The organism is Rickettsia endosymbiont of Gonocerus acuteangulatus (assembly GCF_964026435.1).
Taxonomy (GTDB): domain Bacteria; phylum Pseudomonadota; class Alphaproteobacteria; order Rickettsiales; family Rickettsiaceae; genus Rickettsia.
On the sequence record NZ_OZ032147.1, the window covers coordinates 833,903 to 847,919 of the forward strand.

Sequence of the window (14,017 nt, forward strand, 5' to 3'; positions counted from 1 at the left end):
AAATTTTTATGCCATATTACCTCCAGATTTATAGTTATTAATACGATAACTTTTACCTTTTATGTTTAGTATATGAGCATGATGTACCACTCGATCAATAATTGCATGAGTTAATACTTCATCAGCAAATATTTCATTCCATTTTTCAAAATCCTTGTTTGTGGTAATAATGGTAGATTTATTTTCATATCGTTTAGCAATAATATTAAAAAAGTCTTCTACTGAATGTTTTGGCAATTGCTTAAACCCGAGCTCATCAAGAATTAATAAATCAAACGATAGGAGTAATTTAACCTTTTTGTGATAACTATTATCTGCTCTTGCAATATGTAAATTATAAAGCATATCCGATACCGTAGTAAAATATACAGAGTATTCTCGTGTTAAAGCTTTTAATGCTAGCCCAATGGCAAGATGAGTTTTCCCAGTTCCTGAATCACCTATGAATATTACATTTCCCTTAGTATTAATATAATCACAAGTTGATAAATCACTTATTACTTTGGCATCAACACTTGGTTGGAAATTAAAATCAAAGTCTTCTAAATTTTTAGTTACCGGCAATTTAGCAGCACTTTTACGGCGACGGTAATTATTATCCTTACGGTTAGATTTTTCATCTTCACATAATAGTGATAGAAATTCTTTAAATCCTAGTTTATTATTTTGAGCATAAATAATCCTTTCATTTAAACTATTGACTATACCTGATAATCTAAAGCTTCGTAGGTCAATAAAAGTAATCCCCGCCGCAAGCAGCGGGGTATTTTAGAAGAAAGCTAGCTGATGATCCTCATGCAGTTTCTGATATTCCTTGCCTTGGTTTTTTACGTATTTTCCTATCATATTCTCATTTCCATGCTTACCTACCGTACTCGTAAAATATCCATCAGTCCAAAATTCTCCACCCCATAATTGTTTCTTTACCTGTGGACACTGTCTAAATATTTGACGAGCTGTAACACTTTTAATTGTTGTTACTATTTTTGTTACGCTATAGGTTGGTACAGATTGTACCAAAAAATGGACATGATCTTCATCAACCCCTATTTCTAAAAATTTTATTTGATATCTCTTTTCTATCTCTAAACATATTTCTCGTAATACTTGATCAACTGATACGTCAAACACTGCTCGGCGATATTTTGCTGGAAATACCATGTGATACAGCAGTACCGTAACATTATGACTTTTATGTATATATTTGCTCATTCCGCCATATTACGCCGCAAGCGGCGGGGAATATACCCAAAAGAGATTTAAAGAATTTCTCTCACTATTATGTGAAGATGAAAAATCTCACCGTAAGGATAATAATTACCGTCGTTGTAAAAGTGCTGCTAAATTACCAGTCACTAAAAATTTAGAAGACTTTGATTTTCAGTTCCAACCAAGTATTGATACCAAAGTAATAAGTGATTTATCTACTTGTGATTATATTAATACTAAGGGCAATGTCATATTCATAGGTAATTCTGGAACTGGCAAAACTCATCTTGCTATTGGATTAGCATTAAAAGCTTTAACACGAGAATACTCTGTATATTTTACTACGGTATCGGATATGCTTTATAATTTACATATTGCAAGAGCAGATAATAGCTATCACAAAAAAGTTAAATTACTCTTATCATTTGACTTATTAATTCTTGATGAGTTAGGTTTTAAGCAATTACCAAAACATTCAGTAGATGATTTTTTTAATATTATTGCTAAACGATATGAAAATAAATCTACCATTATCACCACAAACAAGGATTTTGAAAGATGGAATGAAATATTTGCTGATGAGTTATTAACTCATGCAATTATTGATCGAGTAGTACATCATGCACATATACTAAACATAACAGGTAAAAGTTATCGTATTAATAACTATAAATTTGGAGGTAATATGACATAAAAATTTTTACATATAGTGGTCCCTTTTTATTTGACAATGACAAATTAATAAATAAATTTGCATTTTAGTATTAAGTTTTATACAATTAGCTCTGTGTTCATATTAGAACAGAATTATAATAACTTAATAATTTCAATATAGAAGTAAGAGAGATAATGACTTTAGTTAAGATTTTAAGATAGCAAATAATTAAGAGAATTAGTGGATTGTTTAGATATGTTTTTAAATAATCGATGGCTATAAGTAAATTCAATTCTCAAAAGTTGTATTGTACCATCGATTAAAATACTCAAACTCTACACACTATGAATCGGTTCGTATTCTTACACAATCTACTATAAGCCATTTTATTAGCAAAAGACAAACTATTAGTAGGTATTGAATGAGTAAAGAGACCTTTCTTGCGAATTTCCTGTCTGTGACAGACTTCCAGAATCCTGTAGAAGTAACCATGGATACGTTGCTTAAGGATTTGCCGGAGTGGGATTCGCTTGCTGCCCTTGGTGTTATCGTCATGTTCGACACAGAATATGGCCAAACTATTACTGGTGATGATCTCTCTAAGGCAAAATCTGTAGGCGATCTTTATCAGATGCTCAGACACTGACTATGCCGACTTCTACTCTTAATAATGTACGTTTCGCCGGAATATCAACCTGTATCCCCAAAGAATATGTTGATTTGTCGAAAGTTTTCCAGATAATTTGTTAAGCTATTAGCTTAGAGTTAGTTAAAGTATAATTCATATCTTGTACTTTTGAAATAACATTGAACTCTCGAACAATTAACCTATATGGTCACAAACCTAATGAGTAATCCTTACCTCAACTTGATCTATACTGTTTGGCATTATGGTGCACCATGGAGGTTCGCAATTATTGGTTATTACTTAGCACTTATAGTAGCTCAAATATTTTTGAGCTTAAGTCCATATGCATTTGGTCGAGTTGTCGATGAATTGCAGCATTTTAAGCCTGGACAACTGACTCAAATAATATTTTGGTTGCTTGCTGGAGTTGGTCTAATGTTATTATTTTGGTTATTTCATGGTCCTGCAAGAGTTGTTGAAAGGAATGTCGCTCTAAAAATTCAACAAGCGTTTAGACTAAATATTTATAAACAATTAATGCATTTACCACTAAAATGGCATCAAGATCATCATTCTGGTAACATTATTACACGCATTAATCGTTCATCAGCAGCTATATACCGCTTCGCAGATAATCAATTCAGCTATATTCATACAATAGTTAAATTTGTAACCGCAATGGGGTTTTTACTTTGGATTTCACCACCCTTAGGTTTTATCAGTTTTTTTTCTTCTTTATTTGTAATGATAGTGGTGATTTTATTCGATAATAAATTAGTACCACTCTTTAATGCTGAAAATGAAGTTGAGAATCACATTGGTTCTGTATTCTTTGACTACATTAGTAACATAACAACAATACTAACGTTACGTTTAGGTAAATTAACACATAATAATTTATTTGAGCACATGATGTCTATTTGGCCATTTTTCCGAAAAAGAGTAGTTTTAAATGAGATTAAGTGGTTCTCAATGATGATTTTGTTCACTATTGTTCAAACCATAATTTTGGTTAGTTATGTAGTTCATACTTTAAATAAAACGGAAACAATTATGCTAGGCATCGTAGTCATGATTTTTCGTTACCAATGTGATATTAATGATGTATTCCAAGCTTTAAGTACTCATTATGGAGAAATTGTACGTATGAATACAGATATCAAAAGCATACAACCTATTCTAGATGATATTAAAAAATTAACACTTTTACCTAAAAGTTCAGCAACTGTTAAACAATGGCATGTCATTGAGGTAAAAAATCTAACTTTTCACCATGCTTCAGAAGCTGTTAGGTATGTCCAAATTTTTAATCGAATTGAGTTTAAGATAAGGCGTGGCGAAAAAATTGCTTTGATTGGATTAAATGGCGGAGGTAAAAGTACATTGATGAATCTATTGTCCGGACTTTATACCCCTTCACATGTGGATCTTAAAATTGATGAAGTTCATTTCAATTCATTAGAACCCCTTCAAACAATTACTACTCTGATACCTCAAGATCCAGAAATATTTGAAAATACAATAGCATTCAACATTACAATGGATCTTCCAACAGAATTAGATAAAATTCATCATGTTGTAAAACTCTCTGGTTTTTCAAATATTCTTGACACCTTACCAAATGGTCTTAAAACAGATATTCGTGAAAAAGGGCTAAATCTTTCAGTTGGTCAAAAGCAAAGATTGGCTCTGGCACGTGGGCTATTTGCTGCACGTTTTAGCTCGCTTATTCTAATGGATGAGCCTACTTCTAGTGTAGATTTACCTACAGAACAAGAAATTCTATTACAAATTATAAATGATTTTCCAGAATCAGCTATGATTATTTCATTGCATCGGCTACACCTTTTGCCCAACTTTGATAGTGTTATTATGCTAAATAATGGAAAAGTTATAGCTAGTGGATCTGTTTCCATGTTACTTAATAAATCCGGTCCAGTACGTGATCTATGGCAAGCATATAAACAAGACTATAGTAAAACTAAGAAAGACTTGAAAATACTATAACCCCGATTATGGATAAGGGATATAGAGGGAGTAGGATTAAGAAATTATTAAACCTTATGTGAACGCTCCACGGGGCAAGCCCCGTGGAGCGTTCACTGTCCTAACCACATCGCTCACTCTTACCTTAGGTAGTATTGATAGATGCATATGAATGTGGTCTGTATCATGATTTATTGTCAATAATTTTACCTCAGGGATATTTTCCCATACCTGCTTCAGAATGCCTTGAAAATATTTGAAACTACCATCATTAAATATTTTGTGTCTGTATTTACTAACCAGCACCAAATGATATTCACATCGGTAAGCACAGTGACCTTGTTTTCTAATCTGCATACATCACCATAGCAGAAAGATATGGGGAGCACTACATCCATGGGGCAAGCCCCGTGGTTTTTATGTGCGTATAAAATAATTATTAACTATAATTATCAGATTCTTATATGCAGAAATTCTTCATTACCCTTGGATTACTTATCACCACCATTGGACTTATTTATCCTCTCATCCCTTATCTTAAACTTGGACATCTACCAGGTGACTTTTTCTTGCAAAAAGGTAACTTCTCTTTCTTCTGCCCCTTAACCTCTTGTCTGCTCTTTAGTATCTTTATCTCTTTGCTTATATTCCTATTCGATAAATATTTCTAATACTAATTATATTTCAATATAGTATTAATAATTTAAGTCATAACTGGTTATTACCTTAATAAGTTAAGGGCTTATCTCATATTTTAATATAGCATATTAATGCTATATTAAAATATGATTGTCATTGCTAAAATAAAAGGGACCAGTAAATTGCACGAAAAAGGGACCAGAGAAGTTGGTGTGACCTAATAAGGTTAATGTGCAATATTCACTAGATAATTAAGCAAGTAAATATCTAGTGATACAATGATAAGAATAAATATGTATACAACAATTATCACCCTTTATAAACAAGGCAATAGTCAAAGGAATATTGCCAAACTAACAAGAACAGACCGCAAAACAGTACGAAAAATAATAAACCGCTATGTAGAGGCTGGTACAGAATCCCCAGCAATCTATGAACGATCTTCAGTTTTGGATTTTTGGCACGAAAAAATAATTGAGTTATTAGAAAAAAATCTGAGTTACATAAGAATTTTTGAGGAGTTAAAAAATCAAGGTTATACAAGCAGTTATACTTCTTTGACCCGTTATATCAAAAAATATAAAATTAAGGATAACAGTTGCATTCGTTTTCATACTTTAGCAGGAGAGGAAGCACAAGTAGATTTTGGTGACATAGGCTTACAGTATAATTCTAAAGGGCGTAGAGTTAAAGCATATGTATTTAATATGCGTTTAAGCTATAGTCGCCTTGATTATTATGAAGTAGTGTTTGATCAAAGTTGTCAAACATGGATTCAATGTCATATCAATGCATTTAATTATTTTGCTGGTAGTCCAAAAGTAATAAAACTTGATAATCTTAAAGCTGGAGTAGTAGATGCCAATTTTTATGAGCCAGTATATCAGAAGGAATATAAGTGCTTAGCCGATCATTATGGAATTTTACTTTCTCCTTGTCGAGTGTATCAACCGCAAGAAAAAGGCAAAGTTGAGTCGGGAATAAAATACGTTAAAAATAATTTTTTTGCTGGTCGTAAATTTGATAGATATGAAGAATTAACAAATGGTCTTGCAAATTGGTTAAATAAGGCCAATAGCCGAATACATGGTACTACTAAGAGAATACCTAGAGAACTGTTTGAGCAAGAGGAAAGAAGTAGTTTGATTCCTTTACCATTAGAAACTTTTGATTTGTCATCTTGGCATAATCGAAAAGTAGCAAAAGATTGTCATATTACCATAGATAATAATTATTACTCTGTACCAGCAAAATATATATACAGTGAGGTAATGGTACAATTGTCCCCAAAACTTGTTCAAATATTTTCTATACAAAATGATTTAATAGCAAGACACGTTAGAACAGAGGGCAAGGGGATATTTACCACTAATCCGTCTCATTATGCTAAATACAAACGTCTATGCCCAGGTTTTATAGAATATAGTGAACATTATCAACAACAAATGCAGCAGATAGGGAATAATTGCAGTTTATTATTAGAATCATTACAACAAACAAGAGTGAATGATTGGCAACGTTGTGCACGAGGTATCATTTCTTTACGTAAGGTTTACAATGATGACTTAATAGATAAAGCCTGTCATAGAGCACTACATTATGGTATAAGTTCTTACTCTAAAATTAAGAATATTTTAAATAGTAATGCAGTAAACTTACCATTACCAGAGTTTGGAGGTAATAATGCAGAACTTATTTAATGACCTACGAAGCTTTAGATTATCAGGTATAGTCAATAGTTTAAATGAAAGGATTATTTATGCTCAAAATAATAAACTAGGATTTAAAGAATTTCTATCACTATTATGTGAAGATGAAAAATCTAACCGTAAGGATAATAATTACCGTCGCCGTAAAAGTGCTGCTAAATTGCCGGTAACTAAAAATTTAGAAGACTTTGATTTTAATTTCCAACCAAGTGTTGATGCCAAAGTAATAAGTGATTTATCAACTTGTGATTATATTAATACTAAGGGAAATGTAATATTCATAGGTGATTCAGGAACTGGGAAAACTCATCTTGCCATTGGGCTAGCATTAAAAGCTTTAACACGAGAATACTCTGTATATTTTACTACGGTATCGGATATGCTTTATAATTTACATATTGCAAGAGCAGATAATAGTTATCACAAAAAGGTTAAATTACTCCTATCGTTTGATTTATTAATTCTTGATGAGCTCGGGTTTAAGCAATTGCCAAAACATTCAGTAGAAGACTTTTTTAATATTATTGCTAAACGATATGAAAATAAATCTACCATTATTACCACAAACAAGGATTTTGAAAAATGGAATGAAATATTTGCTGATGAAGTATTAACTCATGCAATTATTGATCGAGTGGTACATCATGCTCATATACTAAACATAAAAGGTAAAAGTTATCGTATTAATAACTATAAATCTGGAGGTAATATGGCATAAAAATTTTTAAATATAGTGGTTCCTTTTTCGTGCAATTTACTGGTCCCTTTTTAATTGACAATGACAAATATTACAGGAGCAATAAGATTACCATTACAAAGACCAGCTATCATACTTATTCTAAATTTATGTTGATACACCTTTTCTCCATAACACCTTTGTCCTATAATGCTCCATCCATACTCTTTGCAAGCATTATCCTCTCAAAACTTACGCTATGAGTAAAAAAGTGATAAATTATTGTAAAAATAATTAAACATGTCAAAGAGGATAAAGTTGCAAGTAATACCAATTAATAGGACAGATTATTGTCAATTTTTAATAGTTAGCCAAAAGAATTATAGTCAAAACTTACGCTATGTTTGGTTCTAAATATCGTAAAGATGGAGAACGCAGCTGTTGTTGCATATAGTCATCTAAAAGCCCTAACTTTATTTGGTAAACCGTTTTACCGATTGTATTTGCAGTCCTTTTGAGAAATGCCCAAACTAAAAATGCCCAACTAATATGATTACGTTGAATACGCTGTTTCCTGCATTGACAACGTTCTATCCCAGTAAGTTGCTTAATTTCTCTGTGCATGCTCTCAATTACCCATCGAAAGCCACACTCATCTTGTGCAGCTTTAGAAGATTTGTGAGTTTTGTTATTGGTAACAACATACTCAACTCTGTTGGTAGAAACAGTAAATTTAAACAAATTAACATGCTTATTTTTAGCAAAGCCTTTTATATGAATCTCTACTCCATGCCTGATCTCTTCATCTGAAAATGTCAACTCTTTTACAGCTTTATAAGGTTTAGAATCGTGTGTTTTACTAACGTTTCTATTGGCTTTAATAGGGGCATAATAATATTTCCCCAGAGAGTCAACATGTTGCATAATTTTGTGTGTAGAATACCATGTGTCAAAAAGTACTGTTTGAAAAGGAATCTTCTTGCTATAAACAGCATTATTTAACATGTTTAATAGGTGTTCTAGTTTTGTTGCTCCATCATGATCAGGTGCAAAAATTCGATAATCTATTACCCAAAACTTATTAATATCAGGGTTATAATATACCAGACTCACTACTCCTATACCTTTAGTAACTCTACCTGTAGCTCCACTGTACTGCGATCTTGCAATTTCTATTTGCTTCGTATTCCTTTTATTTAAAACCGTATCATCAAATATTGTATATCCATTAGATGAAAAAATAACATCATTCTTGATGTGTTCCCATAACAAAGAAGGTGTATATTTTTCATTCCTTAAAAATCTATTAATAACATCATGACTACATTTCTTTGCATGTTCAGCGTAGTAGGTTAAACTATAATTCTTTTGGCTAACTATTAAAAATTGACAATAATCTGTCCTATTAATTGGTATTGCTTGCAACTTTATCCTCTTTGACATGTTTAATTATTTTTACAATAATTTATCACTTTTTTACTCATAGCGTAAGTTTTGTAGTTTAACCTACTACGCTGAACATGCAAAGAAATGTAGTCATGATGTTATTAATAGATTTTTAAGGAATGAAAAATATACACCTTCTTTGTTATGGGAACACATCAAGAATGATGTTATTTTTTCATCTAATGGATATACAATATTTGATGATACGGTTTTAAATAAAAGGAATACGAAGCAAATAGAAATTGCAAGATCGCAGTACAGTGGAGCTACAGGTAGAGTTACTAAAGGTATAGGAGTAGTGAGTCTGGTATATTATAACCCTGATATTAATAAGTTTTGGGTAATAGATTATCGAATTTTTGCACCTGATCATGATGGAGCAACAAAACTAGAACACCTATTAAACATGTTAAATAATGCTGTTTATAGCAAGAAGATTCCTTTTCAAACAGTACTTTTTGACACATGGTATTCTACACACAAAATTATGCAACATGTTGACTCTCTGGGGAAATATTATTATGCCCCTATTAAAGCCAATAGAAACGTTAGTAAAACACACGATTCTAAACCTTATAAAGCTGTAAAAGAGTTGACATTTTCAGATGAAGAGATCAGGCATGGAGTAGAGATTCATATAAAAGGCTTTGCTAAAAATAAGCATGTTAATTTGTTTAAATTTACTGTTTCTACCAACAGAGTTGAGTATGTTGTTACCAATAACAAAACTCACAAATCTTCTAAAGCTGCACAAGATGAGTGTGGCTTTCGATGGGTAATTGAGAGCATGCACAGAGAAATTAAGCAACTTACTGGGATAGAACGTTGTCAATGCAGGAAACAGCGTATTCAACGTAATCATATTAGTTGGGCATTTTTAGTTTGGGCATTTCTCAAAAGGACTGCAAATACAATCGGTAAAACGGTTTACCAAATAAAGTTAGGGCTTTTAGATGACTATATGCAACAACAGCTGCGTTCTCCATCTTTACGATATTTAGAACCAAACATAGCGTAAGTTTTGCTCTATTCCAGATTCATCAAGATATACTAATTTGTCTTTTGTGATGGTTTGTATCTTTGCTATAAATTCATTTCTTAATTTAATATCTCTTTTCGGATGAAAATGAGTTTTGTTTATAGCTATAGCCAAGTTTTCTGATTTGTCTTAAAATAGTTACAGATGCAATATTACCCCATTGCTTTGCTAACTCCTTTGATGTTTTATTCATATTAGCTTTAAAAAATTCTTTAAAAGATTCTGAATCTTTTATCTTATGACTATGTCCTTTCTGATAACCAGTTGCTGCTTCTAAAGTACCTTGCTTATCTTTTAATTTTTTCCATTTATATATAGTATCACGACTTACATTAAATAATTTACTTACCTTACTTATTCGTATCCCTGCTTCTACAGCTTTTATAACTCTTAGTCTTAGTTCTATTGCATATGCTCGTGCCATATCTCTTTACATGCTTGTTAATATTTGCTTACTATAACATGATACTCTCGCTCTGTCAGTACCTTAATGACTTATGCTATAGTATGATTGCTGGGCTGTGTGTCAAAGATATTATTGCCCCAATAATATTTGATGGGACATGTAATAAGGACATTTTTGAAACTTATGTACAAGAGATATTGATCAAGGAATTAAAGGCTGGTCAGATAGTAGTAATGGATAATATTAATTTTCATAAAAGTACAAAAGTGAAAACGTTAATTGAATCTGTTGGTTGCAATATTTTATTTTTACCAACTTACTCTCCTGACTTAAATCCTATTGAGCATTACTGGTTTAAAATCAAGAATGAAATAAGAAAAACTATTTCTAATTTTGAGCACTTTTTTGATGCTGTTTACTATGCTCTTAAAAAAGTCACTACCTTATCGCATTAAGCTATACTTATTATTTTATTATTTTTTCATTGTCATCCCGTGGGGGCATTGCCTGCGTGGATCGGTTTTTCAGTTGTCACCTAGTTGCTTGTCCACACGGGATCAATTAAAAAATACAAATATAAAAAGCTTAGGTTATCTCGCTTTATGCTGGATCTAGTTCCCAAGCCACGGGATGACACCGGAAAAGTCTGGATCCTCGCCTACGCGAGGATGACATTGTACAATGATATCACAGCATAAAAATAAAAGTCGTCTTCCCTTGCTCATCATTTTCTGCCCAGATTTTGCCACCATGCAGCTCTATTACCTTTTTACATAAGGCAAGCCCCATTCCTCTACCACCTGCAGGTGAGCGGGTTTTTGAGCTTACGACAAACACACCGAATATAGTTTGTAGTTCCTCTTTTGGTACACCTATTCCATCATCTTTAATAGTAAATAAAATATTATTTTCTTGCTTTTGTAAATCAATTTTTATTATGCCGTTATTACAGTAACTAATAGCGTTAATTATTAAGTTATCGAATGTATGGCTAATATAATGAGGATCACATTTAAATATTATATTTTCTTCAATTTTAGATATAAATTCTAACTTCTTATTGTTCAAATATAATTTCTTACAAATTTTTATTCGCTCATGCAATAGCTCACTTAAATTTATGCTTTCTTTTTTTAACTCATAACCAAGACTAGATAGTTTTGAAAAATCTAAAATATTGGCTATCAAACTATTTAACCTACTAGAGCTTTTAGCTATTATCTCTACTGCATTACGACGTTGATCATCACTAAATCTATCGTAATTAGCCCATAAAGTTTCACCAAGGCTAATAATACCGGTTAGCGGCGTATTTATTTCGTGGTTTATATTACGTAAAAATTCATGTTTTAAATCAAGTAATTTCTCTAGTTCCTGCTCTCTAAAGCTAACCCTATCCCCTAAATGAGTATTTATTAGGTTAACTAATCTCTCTTGCTCTTGCCTTGGTCTTAAGAAAACAATTAACAACCCACTAAATAAAGTAAGGAAATATATCACTTTGAACTGGAAACTATCTATATTAATTAACAGCTTCTCATCCATAAAATATTTATAAAACTCTATGCTAGTAAATACGCCAATAATAGTCATAAGTAAAGTAGTATGCCATCTAAACAATGTCGCAATTATAAGCAGATTAATTATCAAACTCATTAATTGTAATTGATAGAAATTGCTTGATAAAACAAGCAAACTACTAAAAAATATCAATATACCAAAATTAGCAATAAACCAGAATAGCGATATAATATATTTCTTCTGAAACCTCAAAGGCCATAACGGATAGGTGATAAGTATTGCAGAAGTTACAAGCGTGCAGTGATAAATGATATTATATATATTTAGATGATTCATTATCCTGCTGTTAGGCGTAAGATATAAAGATGAAAAGATAGAGATTAAAATAAATATCCCAACATAGCTATAAGTGATTTCTTGGCGTGGTAATGTATTATTCCAATATATCAAAGGATTAAAATTCTTGATTAAGCTGAATAAACCCAAGAATCTTCTTCTTCGCTCTTGCTTTATCAGCCTTACGCTTAGTGGCTCTTTTAACGAACCAAAACCGCCTGGCTGTTTTAAAATATAATGACTACCAAGGAAAAAGATTAAGTTTATGATCGCAGCCGGCAAGATCGGATAAATTCCTATAATCTGCCTTAAAGAAAATAATTGCCATATTATGATTGTTAACAATGCTGCTACTGTGCCAATAAAAAAGGTTTTAGCAGTTGATTTAAAGCCATATATTATGAGAATCAATGGCAAGGTGATTATAGGTAAATAGATACTGGTGAGTAATAAGAATATATTAATTAGGTCTTGCGTATAAAGCGAGATAACGAATCCTATCAAACCTATGATAATTGCAGTTATATAGCTATATCGCAGCGAGGTTTTTTTACAGATATCATTAATAAAGCTTACTGTTGCAACGTTAATATAAGAGTTAGTGCTTGAGATTATCATTGCCATAATAACGCCAACTATTAAGCCTTTCAATCCTATATAGCTTTTAGTAATCTGAAAAAATAATTGACTACTATCGACAGCATTTTGGGAAAGTAATAATATCGCAATCCAAATGAATAAGACAGATAAACAAAGGCAAATAATTGCTGAAATAAAAAAGGTTCTTGATATCTGGTGTATATCCTTTGCCATCAATATTCTTTGAAAAATCGAAGGACCAAGTGATGGAATCGCAAAATATATAAAGATATTTAGGGATATCCAAAATTTAGGGTTAGTATAATTAAATATCATCCCTAAATCGGTAAGACGATGTTGCACATTTGAGTCAATAGAAATAGTAGGATCACTAAAAACATTCCACACTATAATACCTATTACCGGAATAACGGCACTATAGGTAAAAAACTGTACAGCTTCAGTAAAAGTAACCGATTTAACCCCACCGAAAGCCGAATAGCTTATTATGAAAGTCGCTAAAAACAAATCTACGTAAAAATTTGAGATACCGAAAAATAACTCTAGCACTAAACTTGCTATGTGAAACTGAATGGCAATCCTGCCTATAGCCATTAATATGCTAACAATAGCGGTAAGACCACGAACTTTATTGCCGTAAGCGTTCCCCATTATTTCGGCTACTGACCTACTGCCTAAAAAATGTTCAAAACGAGGAGCAAGAAAATAGGCAATTAAGAGCCAACTAACAACACTACCGAGTATGCTAGGAAGCAAGTAAAACAACCCGTCAGTATATATTCTTGCATTATCGATTAGGAAAGTACTAGTACCGATCCAAGTAGCAATTAGGGTTGCAACTATCGTACCGGTTGAGAAATTCCTTTTTCCAATCGCATATTCCCGAATATTTTTTATATTTTTAATATCCGCAAACCCAACGATTAAATTAATCGCTAAAAAACTAGCAAAAATAAGAATGTCTATATTTGGCATAGAATTAAGTTAATTTTCTATGCGATAATAATCACAAAAAGTAAAACAAACAATAACTTTGTGAGGTTAAAGGGTAAAGTAAGTATGGAGGTAGTTTTATTAGTTATAAAGTTGGTATCATTACTGCATAAGCGTTGCCTGCGTGGATCATTTTCCCCTGTCATCCCGTGGCTTGTCCTATATAGCTTAATG

Annotated in this window: 14 protein-coding genes and 2 pseudogenes; 8 read left to right on the top strand and 8 right to left on the bottom strand. The window is 31.9% G+C overall.

Annotated features, from left to right (window positions below):
• Window positions 1-6 precede the first annotated feature (6 nt).
• A complete protein-coding gene (gene istB / locus AAGD55_RS05075; RefSeq protein WP_341792522.1) occupies window positions 7-759 on the bottom strand; it encodes an IS21-like element helper ATPase IstB in 753 nt (250 codons plus the stop codon).
• A 9-nt stretch (window positions 760-768) separates the two neighbouring features.
• Window positions 769-1,212 carry an IS200/IS605 family transposase gene (gene tnpA / locus AAGD55_RS05080; RefSeq protein WP_341790826.1) on the bottom strand — a complete coding sequence of 148 codons (444 nt, stop codon included), beginning with the start codon at window positions 1,210-1,212 and terminating at the stop codon, window positions 769-771.
• Here tnpA (AAGD55_RS05080) and istB (AAGD55_RS05085) point away from each other — a divergent pair.
• The 3 genes from istB (AAGD55_RS05085) (at window position 1,205) to AAGD55_RS05095 (ending at window position 4,499) form a co-directional block, all read left to right on the top strand.
• Complete coding sequence (gene istB, locus AAGD55_RS05085) at window positions 1,205-1,903, top strand: IS21-like element helper ATPase IstB (RefSeq protein WP_341792360.1); 699 nt, start codon at window positions 1,205-1,207, stop codon at window positions 1,901-1,903. The genes tnpA (AAGD55_RS05080) and istB (AAGD55_RS05085) overlap by 8 nt on opposite strands.
• A gap of 382 nt (window positions 1,904-2,285) precedes the next feature.
• A complete protein-coding gene (locus AAGD55_RS05090) occupies window positions 2,286-2,510 on the top strand; it encodes an acyl carrier protein (protein ID WP_341792361.1) in 225 nt (74 codons plus the stop codon).
• 222 nt (window positions 2,511-2,732) lie between these two features.
• Window positions 2,733-4,499: an ABC transporter ATP-binding protein gene (locus AAGD55_RS05095; RefSeq protein WP_341792362.1), complete on the top strand. Its 1,767-nt coding sequence runs from the start codon at window positions 2,733-2,735 to the stop codon at window positions 4,497-4,499.
• 54 nt (window positions 4,500-4,553) lie between these two features.
• On the opposite strand, the gene tnpA (AAGD55_RS12350) is transcribed toward AAGD55_RS05095, so the two are convergent.
• Window positions 4,554-4,835: an IS200/IS605 family transposase gene (gene tnpA / locus AAGD55_RS12350; protein WP_410526117.1), complete on the bottom strand. Its 282-nt coding sequence runs from the start codon at window positions 4,833-4,835 to the stop codon at window positions 4,554-4,556.
• Window positions 4,836-4,942: 107 nt separating this feature from the next.
• On the opposite strand from tnpA (AAGD55_RS12350), the gene AAGD55_RS05100 reads away from it, so the two are divergent.
• The 3 genes from AAGD55_RS05100 (at window position 4,943) to istB (AAGD55_RS05110) (ending at window position 7,544) form a co-directional block, all read left to right on the top strand.
• Entirely contained in the window at window positions 4,943-5,149 is a 207-nt protein-coding gene (locus tag AAGD55_RS05100; protein WP_341792363.1) for a DUF2905 domain-containing protein, read from the top strand.
• Between the two features lie 261 nt (window positions 5,150-5,410).
• Entirely contained in the window at window positions 5,411-6,817 is a 1,407-nt protein-coding gene (istA, locus tag AAGD55_RS05105; RefSeq protein WP_341790850.1) for an IS21 family transposase, read from the top strand.
• Complete coding sequence (gene istB, locus AAGD55_RS05110) at window positions 6,801-7,544, top strand: IS21-like element helper ATPase IstB (protein ID WP_341790851.1); 744 nt, start codon at window positions 6,801-6,803, stop codon at window positions 7,542-7,544. Before istA ends, istB (AAGD55_RS05110) begins: the two co-directional genes overlap by 17 nt.
• 65 nt (window positions 7,545-7,609) lie before the next feature.
• Here the strand turns inward: istB (AAGD55_RS05110) and AAGD55_RS05115 are convergent.
• Together AAGD55_RS05115 and AAGD55_RS05120 are read right to left on the bottom strand one after the other, a co-directional pair.
• Window positions 7,610-7,747 (bottom strand): annotated as a pseudogene (locus AAGD55_RS05115) (IS630 family transposase); the annotation flags it as partial.
• Between the two features lie 148 nt (window positions 7,748-7,895).
• The gene (locus tag AAGD55_RS05120) at window positions 7,896-8,945 is read right to left on the bottom strand and encodes a transposase (RefSeq protein ID WP_341790834.1); all 1,050 of its coding nucleotides are present in this window, start codon (window positions 8,943-8,945) and stop codon (window positions 7,896-7,898) included.
• 103 nt (window positions 8,946-9,048) lie between these two features.
• On the opposite strand from AAGD55_RS05120, the gene AAGD55_RS05125 reads away from it, so the two are divergent.
• Window positions 9,049-9,966, top strand: coding sequence for a transposase (locus AAGD55_RS05125; protein WP_341792523.1), 918 nt, complete (start codon window positions 9,049-9,051; stop codon window positions 9,964-9,966).
• Here the strand turns inward: AAGD55_RS05125 and AAGD55_RS05130 are convergent.
• Both AAGD55_RS05130 and AAGD55_RS05135 read right to left on the bottom strand, forming a co-directional pair.
• On the bottom strand, window positions 9,946-10,101 hold the full coding sequence (locus AAGD55_RS05130) for a hypothetical protein (RefSeq protein ID WP_341792364.1): 156 nt from the start codon (window positions 10,099-10,101) through the stop codon (window positions 9,946-9,948). The genes AAGD55_RS05125 and AAGD55_RS05130 overlap by 21 nt on opposite strands.
• A complete protein-coding gene (locus tag AAGD55_RS05135) occupies window positions 10,052-10,411 on the bottom strand; it encodes an IS630 transposase-related protein (RefSeq protein ID WP_341790906.1) in 360 nt (119 codons plus the stop codon). Before AAGD55_RS05135 ends, AAGD55_RS05130 begins: the two co-directional genes overlap by 50 nt.
• An 80-nt stretch (window positions 10,412-10,491) precedes the next feature.
• Between AAGD55_RS05135 and AAGD55_RS05140 the strand changes: the two are divergent.
• A pseudogene (locus tag AAGD55_RS05140) lies at window positions 10,492-10,848 on the top strand (IS630 family transposase); the annotation flags it as partial.
• Window positions 10,849-11,080: 232 nt separating this feature from the next.
• Here the strand turns inward: AAGD55_RS05140 and AAGD55_RS05145 are convergent.
• Window positions 11,081-13,825 carry a sodium:solute symporter family transporter gene (locus AAGD55_RS05145; RefSeq protein ID WP_341792365.1) on the bottom strand — a complete coding sequence of 915 codons (2,745 nt, stop codon included), beginning with the start codon at window positions 13,823-13,825 and terminating at the stop codon, window positions 11,081-11,083.
• Window positions 13,826-14,017 lie beyond the last annotated feature (192 nt).